This window comes from Nocardia heshunensis (assembly GCF_054782115.1).
On record NZ_BAAGTC010000009.1, the window covers coordinates 71,493 to 88,930 of the forward strand.

General features: G+C 67.1%; 16 protein-coding genes and 1 tRNA gene. 9 read left to right on the forward strand and 8 right to left on the reverse strand.

Going from position 1 to position 17,438, the window contains the following annotated elements; genetic code table 11:
- Positions 1-2 precede the first annotated feature (2 nt).
- Positions 3-1,862 (reverse strand): glycoside hydrolase family 5 protein, encoded by a 1,860-nt coding sequence (locus tag ACYVN4_RS28220; RefSeq protein ID WP_460725045.1) that lies wholly within the window; start codon positions 1,860-1,862, stop codon positions 3-5.
- A gap of 88 nt (positions 1,863-1,950) precedes the next feature.
- Positions 1,951-2,901, reverse strand: a complete 951-nt coding sequence (locus ACYVN4_RS28225) for a LysR family transcriptional regulator (RefSeq protein ID WP_460725046.1) — start codon at positions 2,899-2,901, stop codon at positions 1,951-1,953.
- A 140-nt stretch (positions 2,902-3,041) separates the two neighbouring features.
- Between ACYVN4_RS28225 and ACYVN4_RS28230 the strand changes: the two genes are divergently transcribed.
- Complete coding sequence (locus ACYVN4_RS28230; protein WP_460725047.1) at positions 3,042-3,584, forward strand: SMI1/KNR4 family protein; 543 nt, start codon at positions 3,042-3,044, stop codon at positions 3,582-3,584.
- On the opposite strand, the gene ACYVN4_RS28235 is transcribed toward ACYVN4_RS28230, so the two are convergent.
- Positions 3,585-4,190, reverse strand: coding sequence for a hypothetical protein (locus tag ACYVN4_RS28235; protein ID WP_460725048.1), 606 nt, complete (start codon positions 4,188-4,190; stop codon positions 3,585-3,587).
- 40 nt (positions 4,191-4,230) lie between these two features.
- Positions 4,231-5,160 (reverse strand): tyrosine-protein phosphatase, encoded by a 930-nt coding sequence (locus ACYVN4_RS28240; protein ID WP_460725049.1) that lies wholly within the window; start codon positions 5,158-5,160, stop codon positions 4,231-4,233.
- 207 nt (positions 5,161-5,367) lie between these two features.
- Between ACYVN4_RS28240 and ACYVN4_RS28245 the strand changes: the two genes are divergently transcribed.
- Positions 5,368-6,096 carry a hypothetical protein gene (locus ACYVN4_RS28245; RefSeq protein WP_460725050.1) on the forward strand — a complete coding sequence of 243 codons (729 nt, stop codon included), beginning with the start codon at positions 5,368-5,370 and terminating at the stop codon, positions 6,094-6,096.
- An 84-nt stretch (positions 6,097-6,180) separates the two neighbouring features.
- A complete protein-coding gene (locus tag ACYVN4_RS28250; protein ID WP_460725051.1) occupies positions 6,181-7,182 on the forward strand; it encodes an alpha/beta hydrolase in 1,002 nt (333 codons plus the stop codon).
- A gap of 249 nt (positions 7,183-7,431) precedes the next feature.
- Here ACYVN4_RS28250 and ACYVN4_RS28255 read toward each other — a convergent pair whose 3' ends face one another.
- The gene (locus tag ACYVN4_RS28255) at positions 7,432-8,394 is read right to left on the reverse strand and encodes a LysR family transcriptional regulator (protein ID WP_460725052.1); all 963 of its coding nucleotides are present in this window, start codon (positions 8,392-8,394) and stop codon (positions 7,432-7,434) included.
- A gap of 157 nt (positions 8,395-8,551) precedes the next feature.
- Here ACYVN4_RS28255 and ACYVN4_RS28260 point away from each other — a divergent pair, with 157 nt between their 5' ends.
- The 3 genes from ACYVN4_RS28260 (at position 8,552) to ACYVN4_RS28270 (ending at position 12,757) form a co-directional block, all read left to right on the forward strand.
- On the forward strand, positions 8,552-9,238 hold the full coding sequence (locus ACYVN4_RS28260; protein WP_460725053.1) for an arsenate reductase ArsC: 687 nt from the start codon (positions 8,552-8,554) through the stop codon (positions 9,236-9,238).
- A 73-nt stretch (positions 9,239-9,311) separates the two neighbouring features.
- Complete coding sequence (locus tag ACYVN4_RS28265) at positions 9,312-10,568, forward strand: cytochrome P450 family protein (protein ID WP_460725054.1); 1,257 nt, start codon at positions 9,312-9,314, stop codon at positions 10,566-10,568.
- 416 nt (positions 10,569-10,984) lie between these two features.
- Positions 10,985-12,757 carry an acyl-CoA dehydrogenase family protein gene (locus ACYVN4_RS28270; RefSeq protein ID WP_460725055.1) on the forward strand — a complete coding sequence of 591 codons (1,773 nt, stop codon included), beginning with the start codon at positions 10,985-10,987 and terminating at the stop codon, positions 12,755-12,757.
- A gap of 60 nt (positions 12,758-12,817) precedes the next feature.
- On the opposite strand, the gene ACYVN4_RS28275 is transcribed toward ACYVN4_RS28270, so the two are convergent.
- The gene (locus tag ACYVN4_RS28275; RefSeq protein ID WP_460725056.1) at positions 12,818-13,765 is read right to left on the reverse strand and encodes an AraC family transcriptional regulator; all 948 of its coding nucleotides are present in this window, start codon (positions 13,763-13,765) and stop codon (positions 12,818-12,820) included.
- A gap of 277 nt (positions 13,766-14,042) precedes the next feature.
- A complete protein-coding gene (locus tag ACYVN4_RS28280; RefSeq protein WP_460725057.1) occupies positions 14,043-15,026 on the reverse strand; it encodes a helix-turn-helix transcriptional regulator in 984 nt (327 codons plus the stop codon).
- Positions 15,027-15,129: 103 nt separating this feature from the next.
- Here ACYVN4_RS28280 and ACYVN4_RS28285 point away from each other — a divergent pair, with 103 nt between their 5' ends.
- The 3 genes from ACYVN4_RS28285 to ACYVN4_RS28295 are packed head-to-tail and all read left to right on the forward strand — an operon-like array spanning position 15,130 to position 17,186.
- Entirely contained in the window at positions 15,130-15,510 is a 381-nt protein-coding gene (locus ACYVN4_RS28285) for a VOC family protein (RefSeq protein WP_460725058.1), read from the forward strand.
- A gap of 34 nt (positions 15,511-15,544) precedes the next feature.
- On the forward strand, positions 15,545-16,435 hold the full coding sequence (locus ACYVN4_RS28290; RefSeq protein WP_460725059.1) for an alpha/beta fold hydrolase: 891 nt from the start codon (positions 15,545-15,547) through the stop codon (positions 16,433-16,435).
- Positions 16,436-16,466: 31 nt separating this feature from the next.
- Positions 16,467-17,186: a MerR family transcriptional regulator gene (locus tag ACYVN4_RS28295; protein WP_460725060.1), complete on the forward strand. Its 720-nt coding sequence runs from the start codon at positions 16,467-16,469 to the stop codon at positions 17,184-17,186.
- 108 nt (positions 17,187-17,294) lie between these two features.
- Here ACYVN4_RS28295 and ACYVN4_RS28300 read toward each other — a convergent pair.
- Positions 17,295-17,376 (reverse strand) — tRNA-Leu (locus tag ACYVN4_RS28300).
- Between the last annotated feature and the right edge of the window lie 62 nt (positions 17,377-17,438).

Consider the following 17,438-nt stretch of genomic DNA (forward strand, 5'->3'; position numbering starts at 1 on the left):
GGTCAGTGCAGCTTGCGGCAGTACAGGGCGTCCGGGTGGGCGTGGCGGGAGTTGGCCCAGGAGAAGGCGATTCCGGCGGCGTACTCGTCGGCGTTGCACTGGCCCTTGTAGTAGCCGTTGGCGTAGTCGCCGCCTTCGCCCGAGGACGGCCGGTTGTCACCCTTGTCGTCCCATACGGTGCGGCCCGCGCCTGCCAGGGGGATACGGCCGGGCGCGCAGAGGACGGCCGAGGTGGCGTCGCCCCGGACGCTGTAGCCGATCATGAATTGGCCTTCGGCGCACTGGTATTTGGTGAAGCCGTTGGCCCAGTCCGTGGTCACCTTCTCGTCGGAGACCTTCGTCGCGGAGGTGCCGTCCTTCCATAGATTGCCCTCGGTGGCGTCGGTGCACAGGCCGCCCTGGCCCGTCGCGCTGATGCCGATCAGGCGCTGGTCATCGGGGCAGACGAGCTTGTGCGCGCCCGGATCCCAATCGTTGGCGGCCCGCAGCGACGCGTTGTGGTCGTCGTGGATCGCATTGAGCATGGACCAGGCTCGCACCGGAGCGACCTGGCCGGTCTTGCCGTCGGCCGCGAGTAGCCGTCGCACCTGCGCGCCCCGCCAGTCGTCGGCGTCCATCACACTGCGCTTGCTGCCGTCGGTGTCGTAGCGCAGCAGACCCCAGTCATTGCCCTGGTCCTGATGCTGGAAGCCGACGATCGGCCAGTAGGCGAAGTCGAGGTCGCGGTTGATCAGGTAGTCGACCATGTTCGGGAACCAGGCCTTGTCCAGACCCGTTGCGCCCTTGCCGATTCCGAACTCACTGACCCACACCGGCGCGGTGAAATGCTGGTCCGACGTGCTCGCCACATACCCCGCGAGTTCGTCCATGGACTTGAACAGGTCGTCGCGGGACATGTCCCGGAAGCGCGGATCGTGGGTCTCGCCGCCGCTCAGTCCGGTGCCACCGGTGTGGTTCGGGCCGATGTAGCCGTAGAAATGGACCGAGTAGACCAGCTTGTGCGAGCGAACCAGCGTCTCCGACAACGACTTCAGATCCCGCAGCATGGGACGCTGGTGCCAGGTCAGATCGGTCGGAATGCCGGACCAGTTGACGCCCTCGATCATGACGAGCAGATTCGGGTTGGCATCCTTCAGGATCCGATCGGCCGCCTGGTGCGCCGCCGCCTCCCAGTCGTGGCTGTCGCCCAGTCCCCAGTTGGGGTTGTCCCAGGTGTCGCGGCGCACCTCGTTGCGCAGATCCGCCCCGATCACCCCCGGATCGGACTTGTAGCGGTCGGCCATGAACGCCCAGTCGTTCACCCAGGTGTCGGTGTCCTGCCCGGAATTCCAGCGCTCGTTGCCGTCGACGCCGCAGCACCAGCGCGTGGTCGTGGTGTGGTTGTTGAGGATGACGCCGAGCCCGGCGCCGGTGAGCGCGGCGACCGCGCGGTCGTAGACCTGCAGCGGTGTCAGCCCGTTGAGCGCGGGATTGGCGGTCAGCCCCTTGACCGGCCGGTCGTCATTGATCATCTCGTTGGAGAAGGGCAGCCGAATGCTGTTGAGCCCCAAGCCCACGAAGTCCGCCACGATCTTGTCGAGCGGGACGCGGTCGAGGCCGAGCGGCGCGCGATGGCCGGTCTCCTGGGCGAAGTTGTTCGCCGGATCGTCGTCGTCCCCGCTGCCGGTCCAGGTGCCGCTGGATCCGTGCCAGTTGCCGGACTTCAGCTTCACCCGATTCCCGGCCGCGTCGACGATGTACCGGCCACGCGTGCTCAACGGGCCCTTCAAACCGGTCGGCGCGGCCTGCGCCGGGGGAGTGAAATGAACCGTGGGGGCCAGGAGCAGTCCTGCGGCCAGTAAAAGGATGGTAAAAGCCTTCATTTCAAAGAAGCTAAGAGGTGCGGGATTCGAAGAGAAATCAAACTTCCGGATCAATTCACAACCTCGGGTTGTGACTGTCGTCGTCCGATCAAAGGTGGGGCGGCACAGTGCAATCCGTGAAGTCCGGTTCCTGCAACTGGGCCACCAGGTCCGGATGCGTGTCCCGGATACCGCGGGCGACCTCCACGAACGAACGCACCAGCGCCGATTCCTGCGCCCCGTGCCAGCCGACCGCCACCTCGTTGGGCGGGACATCGGCGATCGGCAGCAGTCGCACGCCCGGAAACGGAATCCAGCGCGCACACGCCACGGTGAGCACCACGCCGACCCCGGTGGCGACCTTGTGCAACTCCTCGAGCAACGAATTGGACCGCGACACCACCGGAGCCGGGGACCCGTCGCGGAAGGCGTCCAACTCCCAGAAGGCATTCCACACCGGATCGGTGGTGACGGCCCCGAGCAGCGGCTCCGCGAGCAGTTCGTGCGCGAAGACCTCGGTGCGGTCGGCCAGCCGATGATCGGTGGGCACCATCACCATCAGCGGTTCGGCGAACAAGGTCTCGAATTGCATGCCCGCGTCGACGAACGGTCTGCGGGCGAAGGCCACATCCACCGCGCCCGAGGTCAGCCCGGCCGACGGATCCTCGTAGGTGAAGTGCCGCAACTCCACGGTGATGCCGGGATGGCGCTGCCGGAACGTGGACAGGATCGGTTCGGTCAAGGTCAGCGCCGCGCCCTCCAGCGCGCCCAGTATCAACCGGTCCTTTTCACCCCGGTGCACCGACCGCGCCCGCTCGATCGCGACGTCCAGGCCGGTGAGCGCGCCGCGCACATCCTGCAGGAAGACCGTTCCGGCCGCGGTCAACTCGACATTGCGGGTGGTCCGGGAGAACAACACCACATCCATCGCGTGCTCGAGCTGCTTGATCTGGGTGCTCAAACCCTGCTGCGAGACGTGCAACCGCTGCGCGGCCCGCGTGAAGCTCAACTCCTCCGCAACCGCGATGAAGTACTGCAACTGGCGGGTGTGGACTTCCATGGCGCGCAGTCTAGGTCGAGGGGGGACCGGAACCGAACCATCTGCTCGAACAGTCCCATTCATTGACAAATCGGCCTTGTGAATGGCCCGCGAAGAATGATTTCTCTTCGATCTTCGGGTGCTCTAGCGTTTTCGAAACAATGACCAATTGGCCCGATCTGGTGGGCTCGGTGTACGCGGCGCAATACGCGGCCTCGCTGCGCCTCGATGAGCCCGTGCTGTCCATGCCGCCCCATCCACCCGCCTCCGAGCTCGCCGTCGCGGCGGCCGAACGGCGGCTGGCCGTGCGCTTCGATGCCGCGTACCGGCAGTTTCTGCTGGCCTGCGACGGCTGGCCACGGTTCGGGACGGTGCAACTCTATGGCTCGGGCGATCTCGCCGCGGGTGAGAAATGGCGTCGTGATTCCGTGCGCGCCCAGCGGTATTTCGATACCGGGTTATCCGGCGCGCTCCTCGTACCGGACGGGTATCGCCGCGTGCTCGTCGGGAAAACCCCGGAGTCGCACCGGTTCATCATGATGCTGTTCCCGGTTCGCCCGGATGGTGGCCCGGCGGCCTGCTGGGACTGTGCCGGTGGCATCGATCTTCGTTTTCCCGACTTCGCGGCCTGGGCCGAACACGAGGCGGCCACGATCTCCCATGCGTTGGCCGAGGAGATCGCGGACCGCAGGTGTCTGCGCTGACTACTTGCTCGAGCCGAGGCCGCCGAGCAGCGAAGTCAGCGTGCTGCTGCCGGTATCGGTGCCGCCGGGCGTGCCGCCGACGGTGATCGAGGGGCCCCGGGTGGAGAAGTCCGATTGGCCGGAGCTGGACAGGTACGCGATCCCGGTGTCGAGGGCGGTGCCGGGCGTGCACGAGCCGACTTGGTATTGCGCGCTGAAGGTCGGTGACGGCGTGCTCCCGGCCTTGACGACCAATTTCAGTCCGGCGGTGGTGAAGTCGCCCGCGATGAAAGTGGGATCGATCTGTAGGTAGGGCTCGACCGGGTGGGCGCCGGTGGAATCTGTCACCTTGGCGCTACCGGTCACATAGGTCAGGCACGAGGGATGGAAATCCTTGAACCAGTTGTAGGTCTCGTCGGGGTCCTGGGTGCGCGACAACGTCGTGGTGACGGTGATGGTTTCACCCAAGGCGGGGGTGCCGTCGCTGATGGTGCGGGTGTACTGGGTGCCGTTGTTGTTCCAGGTGATCGTTGCGGGGGCGGCGTCGGCGATGCCGCTCCCCAGCAGGGCCACGACCCCGAGTGCGGCGGCGGCGCTCGCGGCGGTGTGTGTCATTGCTCGTGCCATTGTGAATTCCTTTGTGTTTCTTGTACTTACATCGTGAGAATCAGGCGAGGAGCTTCGCCCGCAGTGCGTCGATGGTGGCCTGATCCAGGCCGAGTCCGTCCCGCACGTAGGTGTCGACGCTGCCGTAGAGTCGGTCCACCTCGCCGAAAGCCGCCTCCAGCCAGGACAATTGGACCGCCTTCGGATCGCCGAGTTCGGTATTGCTGGCCAGGTAGTCGGCATTCACCACATCCCGGGGCACGCCCAGCAGCGTGAGCAGTACCGCAGTGGCCCAGCCGGTGCGATCCTTGCCGGAGGTGCAGTGATACACCGCCGCACCGGAATTCGTGGCCAGGGACCGCAGCAGCGTGCCGAAGGCGACGTCCGAACCGTGGAAATCGACCATCAGCGGATAGTCGGCCGACTGGACGAGATCGGACGAGCCGTTGATCAGGCCGTCGATCACGCCGCGACCCAGGGTGATCACCGGGAACTCGTGGAACGAGACGCCGCTGTCGAAGCTCACCACATCGGCGACCCGGTACTGCGCGCCCGTCGGCACCCGATCCGGCGCGCTGCTGCGCTCGGAACCGTTGCGCAGGTCCACATCCAGCGTGACCCCGGCGGTACTCAGCTTGGCCAGGTCGGCGTCGGTGAGCCCGGCCAGGCGGTTGGAGCGGAAGGCGACACCGGTGCGGACGGTGCGCCCGTCGGCGGTGCGGTAGCCGCCGATATCGCGGAAGTTGGCCGCGCCGTCGAGTCGCAGGGCGGTCGAGGCCGGGGCGGGCAGCGTCGACACCGGGTCGTTCGCCGCGCCGGATCCGGAGTCCGCGGAGCCCGAGGAACCGAAACTGCCCGAGCCGGAACCGGATCCGGATGCGATGTCGGCCGGTTGCGCCGAGGCGGGGGCGTCGGCGAGGGCCGCGCCGAGCGCGAGCATTCCGGCGAGCGCCACGGCCGCGCCGCCGCGGCGGGATTTACTTGGTGACATGCCCGGAAAAGTTAGTGGCGCAGGCGGTCCGAGTAGAAACAGTTGTTCCGGGCCGATTGACAAGGTCGGGTTGTCAATGGCTCGGAAATCAAGATTTAAGTTCTCCTCCGTTGTGCTCTAGCGTTTTCAGCGTGAGCGAAATGCTCGAATTCTCCTCGGCTCACCGGTAACAGGTTCCGTGTTTCTCCGGAACCGTTGGAAGGAATCATGCGTAACACCCCGAAATCGGCTGCCGGAATTGCGGCGGCCCTGGTGATGTCGGGCGCGGGTATCGCGCTCGGCGCCGCGCCCGCCACCGCCGATACCGCGCCGGCCGCGGACGCCGCGTCCCCGGACTGTGTGCAGACCCAGCATGTCGACTACAACCCCGGCATCAGCAGTGCCTGGATCACGCACACCTACGACAAGACGGTCGAAACCACCACGGCCGCACCGGGAACGCTGGTCACGTACAAGATCGTGGTCGGCACCACGAGCATCGGCAATCCGTACGTCAACCGGATCACCGACTTTCCGCCGCCCGGCTTCGACAAGCCGGTCAAGGTCGTGGTCACCGCGTATCACTTCGGGCAGGGTGAGCAGCCCGCCGAAGTGACGCCGGAGCCGGACTACGGCGGCTGGGAGGTGACCGGCACCGGATGGTTCGTGAACTCGGGCAATCCGGTCACCGCCGAGTTCACCTACAAGGTGCCGGGGTCTGTCACCGACGGCCAGCAGGTGCTCAGCGGCGGCATCGGCGTCGGCGGCACCGTGGGCGTCGGTTCCAACCAGCCGAGTATGGGCGTGTGCTTCACCGGCCGCGGCGCGAATCCCGGTGAGGCCCTGCTGGGCAGCCTCGACCAGGGCGGTTTCGGATCCTCGCAGAACCAGCTCAGCTCCACCGGCTCGGTGACCGACACCATCACCAATGTGATCCGGCGCCTGATGGGCAGCTGAGTCACCCTTCCCTCAGACTCCTGGGCCGCGTCGTGCGCGCGGCCGTGCGCGGCCCAGGACCCTTTCTTCCCCAGGAGTTCGGTCGTGTCACGAACGCGGTCTCTTTCGTCGCTGGTCCTGTCGTGCGCAGCCTTGGCGGCGTTGCTCTACGTCGCCCCGGGTGCGCTGCAGATTTCACGGGCGGAGGTCGCCTCCCATCTCGATCACATCGATCGCGAGGGGCAGCGGCAGGAGATGTTCTACGTGTATTCGGCTGCCATGCAACGAATAATCCCGCTGCAGGTAATGGCAGCTCAGCCGAACGCCCCGACGCTGTATCTGCTCAATGGCGCCAGCGGCGGCACCGATATCACCAATTGGTACAGCCGAACCGATGTGGTCGCGTTCTTCTGGAAGAAGAACGTGAATGTGGTGACGCCGGTCGGCGGTGAATTCTCCTATTACACCGACTGGCAACGCGACGACCCGAAACTGGGTCGCAACCGGTGGGAGACCTTCCTGACCCGGGAACTGCCGCCCATCATCGATGCGGCGCTGCACACCTCGGGCGTGAATGCCATTGCGGGCGTGTCCATGTCGGCCACCTCGGCGCTCGACCTCGCCTCGGGCGCGCCGGACGTGTACTCGGCGGTCGCCGCCTACAGCGGCTGCGCCGCCACCTCCGATCCCTCCGGGCGCGCCTACATCCGATTGGTGCTCGGCCGCGGCGACGCCGACCCCGCCAACATGTGGGGTCCGGACGACGATCCCGCCTGGCGCGCGCACGACACCGTGCTCACCGCGGACAGCCTGCGAGGCAAGGCGATCTACCTCTCCAGCGGCACCGGTCTGCCCGGACCGGCCGAGAGCCTCGGCGCGGCGCCCACCCCCGACCAGGTGATCACCAAGGCGGATCAACTGGTGCTCGGCGGCATCATCGAAGCCGCCACCAATTCGTGCACCCACGCGCTCGCCGATCGGCTTGCCGCACTGGATATTCCGGCCCAGGTCGACTTCCGCCCCACCGGCACCCACACCTGGCGCTATTGGCAGGACGACCTGCACAACTCGTGGCCACTGCTCGCCGCGGCGCTCGGCACCGAATAGATCGGCACCGAGAAAGGCCCGGAACCATCAGGTTCCGGGCCTTCTTCGTCAGCTGCCGGAGCCGCTGAACAGCTGCTTGAGCAGGGCCGAAATAAGCGCATCCACAACGAGATTGGCCACGGAACCCATCTTCTTCATTCTCCTTCGGGTGTTTTCGAATGAGCCTTTGCCCATCGCGAAAAACGTTATGGCACAAGGAGATAGAGCGGAAATCACTTGTTTTGATGATCGACAAGTGCTGCTTGTGGATCAGGAGGACAGGGCCGCGACGGCGGTGGCATTCCGCTCGCGGCGGTGCGGTGTCTCCAGCCGGGCGATCAGGTCCGGGTTGGCGGCGCGTACCCGCCGGGCGATGTCGACGAAGGAGCGCACCAGCGGGGTCTGGTGTGCGGCGCGCCAGCACACCGCGACTTCACTCGGGGTGGCGTCGGACACCGGAATGACTCGCACGCCGGGGAATCGGATCCAGCCGGCGCACGGCACCGTCATCGCGATACCCGCGCCCGTTGCCACCTGATGCAGCTCTTCGAGCAGGGTCTTCACCGGCAGGACCGCCGGGGCCGTGTGTCCGCCGCGGTGGGATTCCAGCCGCCAGAACGCATTCCACACCGGATCGGTCGGTCCCGACGCGAGGATCGGATCATCGAGCAGCTCGCCGACCGTCACCGTGGTGCGGTCGGCGAGGCGGTGATGTGCGGGCAGCATCACCATCAGTGGCTGGGTGAACAACGGCTCGAAGCGCAGTCCCAGGTCGGCGAACGGGCGGCGCACGAAGGCCACATCGACCAGCCCGTCGGCCAGACCGGCGGATGGGGTGTCGTAGGTGAAGTGCGTGAACTCGATGGTCACCTCGGGGTGGGCGGCCCGGAAGGCGGCCAGAATCGGCTCGGTCAGGGTCAGTGCCGCCCCCTCGAGGCACCCCAGCACCAGCCGATCGTGTTCCCCGCGTTGTACGGCCCGGGCCGCCTCGAGTCCGAATCCCAAGCTGGCCAGTGCGTCTCGGACATGCTGCAGGAATTCCACCCCGGCCGCGGTGAGCTCCACCTGCCGTGTCGTGCGTGAGAACAGCGTCACACCCATCTCGTGCTCGAGCTGCTTGATCTGGGTGCTCAAACCCTGCTGTGACACGTGCAACCGCTGTGCGGCCCGCGTGAAGCTCAACTCCTCCGCAACCGCGATGAAGTACTGCAACTGGCGGGTATGAACTTCCATGCGACGCAGTTTAGGCCGGTCAGGAATTTGAAATACATCGATTTCCAATAATGTCTCAGGATGTCAGCAATCTTGTGGCAGCGCGCCCGGCGGCGGGCCGGACCGGGCGATTGCACGGCCGCGTCAGCGCAGGCGCGGTCGGTGCCGGGTGCGTAGGGTGGCTGGTAGCGACCGGCCAGCGGAAGGGGACGAGGTGGCGCACGGGTCCGATGAATCGACCGCGACCGCACTCGCCGCGTCCGTCGCCCGCCTGGGCGCGGAGTTCGGCGGCGAATTCGGCCCCGAGGTGATCGAGCCGCTACTGACGTCGTCCTACGCCGCACTGTCCGCATTCGCCGACCCCGCAGGCGATGTGCCGCTGCTCGCCGAGCGCTTCGCCCGGGACCGGATGTTCGCGCTGTCGAAGGCGGCCGGGCGTCGCTCGGGCATCCCCGGGGTGCTGTTCGTCTGCACCCACAATGCGGGCCGCTCCCAAATGGCGCTGGGCTTCTTCGCGCAATTGGCGGGCGCTCGAGCGGTGGGCTGGTCGGGCGGGTCGGCACCGGGCGCGGCCGTGAATCCGGTTGTGGTGCAGGCGATGGCGGAACGCGGCGTGGATATCACGGCCGAGTTCCCGAAGCCATGGACCGACGAGTTGGTATGGGCTGCCGATGTCGTCATCGACATGGGTTGCGGCGACAGCGATCCCATCGTGTCCGGCCATCGGTTCGAGCAGTGGTGGCTGCCGGATCCGGCGGGCCTGCCGATCGAGGAGGTACGTGCGATTCGCGATCAGGTGGAAGCGCGCGTGCGCCGCCTGGTCGACGATCTCGGACTTTCCGGGCCCGCCGAACAGCAGCCTTGATCGCCGGTCGCGGCGGGTGCCCGAGGACTGCCTTGGGTACTATTCTGCTGCAAACGATTTCAAGGGAGATCAGGTGGATCAGCAGCACGCGAATCAGGGAGCTTCCACGGGCTCGGCGTCGCTGATCGAGGACCAGGGCCGGATCCCGATGTACAGTCCGGAATTCGCGGCCGATCCGCACGGGTACTACCGGCACATGCGGAGCACCTACGGAACGCTGGTTCCGGTCGAGATCTGGCCCGGAGTGCCCGCGACGTTGGTGGTCAAGTACGCGACCGCCGTGCGTATTCTCAACGACCCCACCCACTTTCCGGCCGATCCGCGCATCTGGCAGCAGACGGTGCCCGCCGACATCCCGATCATGCCCATGGTCGAATATCGGCCCAATGCGATTCGCACCAGCGGTCCGGAGCACGCTCGCTATCGCACGGCGCTCGCCGATGCCCTGGCCGGGATCGATCTGCCCGCGGTGCGATCCATGGTGGAGCGGTCCGCCGTCCCCGTCGTCAACGCCTTCTGCGAGGACGGTCACGCCGACATCCTGAGCCAGTACGCCCTGCCCCTGGTCTTCTCGGTGTTCTGCCAGATCCTCGGCTGCCCACCGGATATCGGCGCGCGGGTCGCGGCCGCCAGCGCCGCGATGTTCGACGGTGTGGACACCGAGACGGTGAACGCGCAGATGGGTGAGGCGCTGCTCGACCTCACGGCCTTGAAGCGGGCGCACCCGGCCGACGACGTCACCACCAGGCTGGTCCAGCATCCCGTCGGGCTCACCGATGAGGAGATGGTGCATCAGCTGGTGCTGTTGTTCGCCGCGGGTGTCGAACCGCCGCTGAACCTGATCGCCAACACCCTCGTGTTGATGATGACCGACTCCCGCTTCACCAGCAGCATGCAGGGGATGCCGCTGCCGACCAGCAAGGCCATCGCCGAGCGGCTGGCGAGCGACCCGCCGATGGCGAACTACTGCATCACCTATCCGCGCCAGCCCATCCTGGTCGAGGGTGTGTGGCTGCCCGCGCATCAGCCGGTCATCATCAGCATGGCCGCCTGCAATACCGATCCGGAGCTGGCTCCCGGCGATTCCCTGGACAACGGCTGGAACCTGGCGTTCAGCTCCGGTGATCACGCCTGCCCGGCGCACGCCCGGCCGTACGGGATCCTGCTCGCGCAGGACGTCATCGATCAGCTGCTGGACTTCCTCCCGGAAACCAAACTCGCTGTCGCCGAGGCGGATCTGGTCTGGCGACCGGGTCCGTTCCACCGGGCACTGACGGCGCTGCCCGTGGTGTTCCCGTCCTGCCGCCCGTTCCCGACCCCGGAGGCGTAGTCCCGCACCGCATCCGGGCGGACTTGCGCGAACACCGGCGGACAAGCGGGCAAACAACCCGTTGACACACTTTCGACTGTGTGTTCACTGTGAACTGTCAGCGACTGTGTGCAACACTACAATTCGTGACTATTCGGCCGAACCAGACACTGCGGCAAGGTGACCCGCCGGTGGATACGGCCGTGATAGTGCCCTCCAGCTGCGATGACGCGCTGTGCCCGAACGGAATTCACGTGAAGGTGTGTGGTGCGACGAATCTTTGACTGGTGATCGCCCGGAACCCCTCTTGACAGGTCTCCCTCCGGTGTCCGCTGCGGCCGACACCGCAGGTGGCATGCCGAAACCCGGCGATGGCCCCGTATGCCCGTAGCGGATTCGTTGCCGCTGCGGGGATCTCGAATAAGTAGGAGGTTGTTATGGATTCGCACGGTCATATGGAGGGCGTATCGCTGGCCGAGCTGCTTCGGCACGGCAACCCGGAGTTCCACGAGCGACTGCAGAAAGTTCTCAGCAACCCGGACTACTTCGTCACCGAGAAGCAGAGCCAGGAGCAGCGCAGGCAGAACGCCTACGACCAACTGCGCTACCTGGTCGGCGAAATCGGTGACACCCGCGATATCGCGACCGACCTGCCCGCGCTGTTCGCGGTGTTCGACTGGTCGGCGGTGCTGGCGACGGATCTGATTCCGCTGATCTCCGGCCACTACAACCTGGCCTCGGGGAGCCTGGCCACGCTGACCGATTCCGATTCGGCCGCACCGTATCTGCGGGATCTCGACGACGCCTCGGCCATCGGCGTCATGCTGCTGACCGAGTACGGCTGCGGCTCGAACATCCAGTTCATGCAGACCATCGCGACCTGGGACGGCGACGGGTTCGTCATCAACACCCCGGAGCCGCGCGCCCGCAAATTCATGCCCAGCGTGGGCATTCCGGTGTCCCGGGTCTGCGTGGTCGGGGCTCGCTACGTCGACTCGGCGGGCGTCGATCAGGGCGTGCACCTGTTCGCGGCTCGGCTGCGGGACGCGGACGGCGCGGCCGCACCGGGCGTGAACATCACCCAGCTCGACAACCAGCCGCTGGTCATCATGGACAACTCGGTCATCAGCTTCGACAACCTCCGGGTCGAGCGCGGCGCCTGGCTGAGCAATGACCTCGCCACCATCGACGATCAGGGCGTGCTGACCTGGCGCGATGAAACCAGCCGCAAGCGGGGCTTCGCCTCGGCGATCAGCCAGCTCACCGTGGGGCGGCTGGCGCTCTCGTCCTGTCTGAACGCCTCGGCCCGCGCCGCGCTCTACATCGCGCTGCGCTACGCCGCCAAACGGACCGTGCCGCTGACGCCGGCCGACCGCCCGCGCATGATCGAGATCCCGCACGTGCGCGACACCCTGCTCACCGATCTGGCCGGCACCGTCGCCCGCACGATCTACGGGAACGCGATCAAGACCACGCTCGCGGGCAGCGATCTCACCAGCCGCGACACCGTCGTGTCGGTGATGCTGGCCAAGCACTTCATCCAGCCGCACGCCCTGCAGTCGGTGACGAACAGCCGCCTCAAGATGGCCGCCCAGGGCATGTTCAGCGCCAACCGGGTCGCCGACTACCTCGGTGTCTGCCACGCGGCCATCACCGGCGAGGGCGACTGCCACGTACTGGGTTCGGTGGCCGGGCGCGTGCTGGCCAAGCACCTCGCCGGGAAGATGCCGCCGGAGGCCGGTGTGCACGATCCCGCCGACATCGGTGATCTGCTGAGCCTGTTCAACGCCCGCACCCTGACGATCGTGCAGGAGGCGCAGCCGTACCTGTCGACGCCGGGGCTCGACGCGCGGCTGGACATCATCCCGGACGCCCTCGCCCTGTCCGAGGCGTACTGCGCCGAGGAGACCCTGCAGCTGCTGCACCAGAACGCTGCCGGGCATCCCGAGATCGCCGCTGTGCGAGACGTTTTCGCGCTCGACTACCTCGATCAGCACGCCACCTGGTATCTCACGCGCGGTCTGCTCGACATCGCCGCCGTGAAGGTGGTGAAGGAGCAGCTCCGCCTGGCCCTCGACACCCTCGGCGAGAACCTGCCCACCCTGCTGGACGCCTTCGGCTTCGACGATGAAATCCTCGGCGCGCCGGTCCTTTCCGAGGACCTCCCGGCCGCCTGGGAAGCCCGCTGCAACGATCCCCGGCGGCACTGACCCTCGCCCAGGCGAGGCCGGAGCGGGCATCGACGAGGCTGCCCGCTCCGGTACACCCGGTCAGGTCCGACGCAGCTGGCCGGGGGAGGCGTGGTACCGCTCTCGGTACACCCGGTTGAACACCGATACGGCGGAAAATCCGCTGTCATAGGCGATATCGGCGATGGTCCGGCGACGGTTGCCCGGGTCGGCGAGACGTTTCACCGCCCGCTCCAGGCGGGCGGTGAGCAGACAACCATGCGGGGTCGTTCCGGACAGGCGCATGGCCCGCTCGAGCTGACGCCGGGTGATACCGAGATGGTCGGCGACGGCATCCACGGTGAGCCGCGGGTCGTCGGAGTACCGCTGGATGTATCGGCGCGCGTCTCGCGAAATAGCGGCCAGTTTCGTGCTTTCCGGCGCGCGGCGTTCGTCGAGGGCGTCGGCGAGCAGCTCCGCCATGTGCGTGCTGATCTTCACGAACTGAGTGGCCGTCATCTCGGTGTAGCTGGACAGTTGTTCGGCCAGCGCGACAACGGATCCGAGCAGCGGGTCGTTCGCGTCCAGGGCAAGATGCGGTGGCCCGTCGGGCGACAGGCGCAGGAAGTCGGCGGGGATATTGAGAATCCATCCGTACACGTGGTCACCGTGCGAGAGCACCATGCGCTGCCCCCAATCGACGACGCCGATCTGACCGGGCCGCAATTGCACTCGGGTGTCATGCTGCTCGATGCCGAAGGGGCCGCTGCGGGGGATGAGCAGTCGGGCGCTACGGTCGCCATCGGCCTCGACCTCGGCCCGGGTGCGTTCATACGAGATCTCGGTGGATTCGAACTGCACGTTCTGGAAGTCGCCGAGCTGAAAGTTCGACAGGCGTTGAACCCGCAGCGCGCCTTCGAAATTCGGCCAGTCCCCGAAGTCGATCCGCGCACCGCCCTGATTGGCCGCGACCTGCTCCCGCCAATAACCCGGCCTGTCATCTCTCGACAGGTCGGCCGCGGCGTCGCTGGCTACCACCAACTCCGACACCGAACACCCCCTCCTTCGTCGCAGATCCGGACATAGTTCGTCGCAGATCCGGTCGACCCGAATATATCCGCGCACATAACCTTTGATCCGGTTCGGCCGCAGTCGCAGCCAACGGTGCCTGCGACTGCCCCCCTGCCAGGCTCGGCCGAATCGGTGCTGTCGGTCTGCCGAAGGGGGGCAGAGCGGCAGCCCATCAGCTTCCCGAGATCGCCCGGGTGACGGCGGTGATCGTGTCGTTGACCCGATCGAGCATCCTCACCCCGAGGGCTTGAAACGCCTACTCACCGGTCGCGGCGAGCAGACGGTGGGCGAGACCTCGCACGGATTCGACCAGCGCGTCGGGATATTCGACGACGAACGGACGGTCCAGCCCGGCGAGCAGAGCCGGAACCCAGTCGAGCCGTTCGGCCCGCAGCCGTACCCGGACCCACGGATCCTCGCCGGTTTCCATTGCACCGGAGTCGATTTCGTCCACGGTGACGATCGCCACGGGTAGCAGTGCGCGAACGGTGGCCGCGTCGCCCCGGACGCGCACCGAGATCTCGTACCGGTAGGGCGCATCGGCCAGCGCGGACAACAGCGCGGCGGCCGGTTCGAATCCCGCAGGCGGGGTGAAGGTCCCGGGTGTCGTGGTCGCCGACTCGATGCGGTCCATCCGGAACGAGCGGGATTCGCCGGTGGCCGCATCGGTTCCGGTCACGTACCACCGGTCGTTGTGGGTGACCATCCCGTAGGGGTGCACGACCCGCTCGGTGCCGCGCCCGTTGCGGTCGGTATAGGCGATCGCGACCGGTCGGCGCTCCCGGGTGGCTTCGGCGAACACCAACAGCACCTGGGTCTTCGGGGTCGCCGCGGATCCAGCCTCGCCGGTGTACTGCACCTCGTGCAGCAGCGTGTCGAGCCGGGCGGCGAGGGGCTTGGGCAGGACCCGCCCCAGCTTGGCCGCCGCGCTGTCCGCGGCATGGACGGGTCCCGTTCCCCATCCGGCCCGGCGGGCGGCGACCAGGCCGAGCAGGACGGCCAGCGCTTCGTCGTCGGACAGCATCAGCGGCGGCATCCGGTATCCCGGGGCGAGCCGGTAGCCGCCGTACCGGCCGCGCACCGACCGGACCGGAATGTCGAGGTCCGCGAGATGTTCGGCATAGCGGCGAACCGTGCGCTCATCGACACCCAGGCGCTCGGCCAATCGGCCGACCGAATGGGTGCCGCCGGTCTGCAGGATCTCCAGCAAGGCGAGCACGCGCGCGGTGGGGCGGGTCATGACGAAATCTTCCCACCGATACCGGGCGGATCCTGTCCGGTATTGCTTTTAGCGTGGCGATACCGGCGGGATTCGCCCGCCGGATGTCCCGCAAGGAGCAGTCATGAATCTCGTGTCGATTCGCCTGATCACCGCCGATATCGACCGCCTGGTCGAGTTCTATCAGCGGGTGACCGGGGTGGCGGCGCTGCGGCTCACGCCCGACTTCGCCGAAATTCACACGGCGGCAGGAACATTGGCGATCGGCAGCACCCGCACCGTCGCCCTCTTCGCCCCCGGCAGTGCGCGCGCCGCCGAGAATCGCACCGCGATCATCGAGTTCCGGGTCGAGGATGTCGACGCCGAATTCGCCAGGCTCACCGGCACTGTCGCCGACTTCGTCAACGAACCGACGACCATGCCGTGGGGCAACCGGTCGCTGTTGTTCCGCGATCCCGACGGCAACCTGATCAACTTCTTCACCCCCGTCGCCGCGCGGGCTTGACCCTGACCCTGCGTCAAGGTTGGAGGGTTGCCGCATGACGAACAACAGCATCTCCTCCATCAGCGTCGCCCCGCCCGTCGGCGGATTCCGAGAGATCGACGGTCGGCGGATCTTCGTGCACCGCTCGGGCAGCGGCGGCCCGGCCGTGGTGTTCCTGTCCGGCGCGAGTGCGGTCGGGTTGGACTATTTCGGTGTCCAGCAAGGGGTTTCGGAGTTCACCACGGCCGTGGTGTACGACCGCTGCGGCACCGGCTTCAGCGATCACGTCCCGCTGCCGCGCACCGCGGCCGCCGTCGCCACGGAACTGCGGGAGCTGTTGCGCGCCGAGGACATTCCCGGTCCGTACGTGCTGGCCGCCCACTCGCTCGGCGGCCTGTACGCGCACCGGTTCGCGCAGCTGTTCCCGGCGGACGTGGCGGGCCTGGTCTGGCTCGACGCACTGCACCGCGACTGGGACGACTTCATGCCCGCCGCGGTGGGTCTGGCCGCGACCGAGCGGATGGCGGCGGATCCCGAGCAGCTCGAGCAGATGCGGCCGATCCTGCGGGAGTGGGCGGAGGAGTCGCTGGCGGACTATCCGAAGCCGCTGCGGGAGCCGCTGTTCGAAGCCAAGCTGACCGACGGGTGGATCCGGTCGGGCATTGCCGAGCAGAGCACGCTGGTCGAGCTTGCCACCGAAGTGCGTTCCGGCTCGGGTATCCCGGACGTCCCCGTGATCGCACTGACCGTGCTGGGCGGCGACCCCGAGCGGATGCGGGCCGTCCACGAGGCCAAGACGAGAATGGATGCCGCCCTGGTGAACTCGGTCACGCAGGGGGAGCAGCGCCTGCTCACCGACACCTTCCATCACCGGCTCTGCGTCGACCGCCCGGACGCGGTGGTGGCGGCCGTCCGGGATGTCCTCGCCCGGGTGACCCGCCCCTAAACTCGACCAGACCGACCAGTAGGGGAGACCGGTGCTCACGATCAGCCAGCTCGCCGCGGCCGCCGGCGTGACCGTGCGCGCCGTCCGCCATTACCACCACCTCGGCCTGCTGGCCGAACCCGAGCGCGACGCCTCCGGCTACCGGCGCTACAGCGCGCAGGCGGCGGTGGACCTCATCCGGATCCGAACCCTCGCCGACGCCGGGGTGCCGCTGGCCCGCGTGGACGCGCTGCTGCACGCGCAACCGGCCGAATTCGACACCGCCATCGCCGATATCGACCGGGAGCTACGGAACAGGATCGACCAACTCGCCGAATACCGTCGCCGCATAGCCGAATTGGCGGGCGGCGAACGCTTGATCCTGCCCGCCGAGATCGTCGCGATCCTGGACCGGATGCGCGGCCTCGGAGTCGGCGAACAGCGGGTGTTGCTCGAACGGGACTCCTGGATCCTGTTGCGGGCCTTGAATCCCGCCGCCGTGCCGCAGCGAATCGAGCAGAAGAACGCGAGTCTGGACGATCCCGAGACCCTGCGCCTCTACCTGGCCTGCGACGAATCCTTCGACTGGAACCCACACGATCCGAGGCTGAACCGCCTCATCGACGACCTCGACGCCTTCGAAATCGCCCACGAACGCAACGGCGGGCAGGGCACCCCGCTGATCAGCTCCCGAATCGCCGAGTCATCCCCGGCCTGGCAGCGGGTGGTCGAGGTGCTCGCCCATCGCGCCGCACGCCGCCGGACCGCCTGAACCGGCACGGATGTGGATCGCTGCGTGGTTGCTCGAATGTGAAAGGTGTTCGAGTCCTCGGCGATTCGCGGGACTCGCGGGGTGCGGCCGGGGGCCGGCTGCAAACTGTGCGCGAGGCGGGACTTGAACCCGCACGTCCTAGGACACCAGAACCTAAATCTGGCGCGTATGCCAATTTCGCCACTCGCGCTAACGGTACGACCGTCCAAACTTTACCGGGTTCAACCGGTAACGCGAAGCACCCGGGGGGTG